A 246-nucleotide genomic window follows, 5' to 3' on the forward strand; every position below is an offset into this window, starting at 1 on the left:
GGCTTGGTGCCGGTATGGCGGGCCAAGCAGGTGGCTGAGGCCACGATCCACTGTGCCCCGGCCCTGACGCCGGAGGCGATGGCGTGGATCGACGCGCAGATGGCGCCGTCCCTGGAGAAGATCGGTCGCGCGCAGATGGAGCGGATCGTGGCGCAGGCGAACGAGCTGTACGGTCTGGCGGCGGCGCAGGAGCCACCCCGGGATGAGGACAACGACGGCCGGTTCGACCACATCCACACCCCGATC

The 246-nt window shown here is 69.9% G+C and carries 1 protein-coding gene; it reads left to right on the forward strand.

The window, feature by feature from the left end:
- Window positions 1–246, forward strand: a 246-nt coding sequence (locus IEQ44_RS16355) for a hypothetical protein (protein ID WP_438861860.1), incomplete at both ends; no start/stop codon positions are given.

Source organism: Nocardioides malaquae (assembly GCF_015070385.1).
GTDB lineage: Bacteria > Actinomycetota > Actinomycetes > Propionibacteriales > Nocardioidaceae > Nocardioides > Nocardioides malaquae.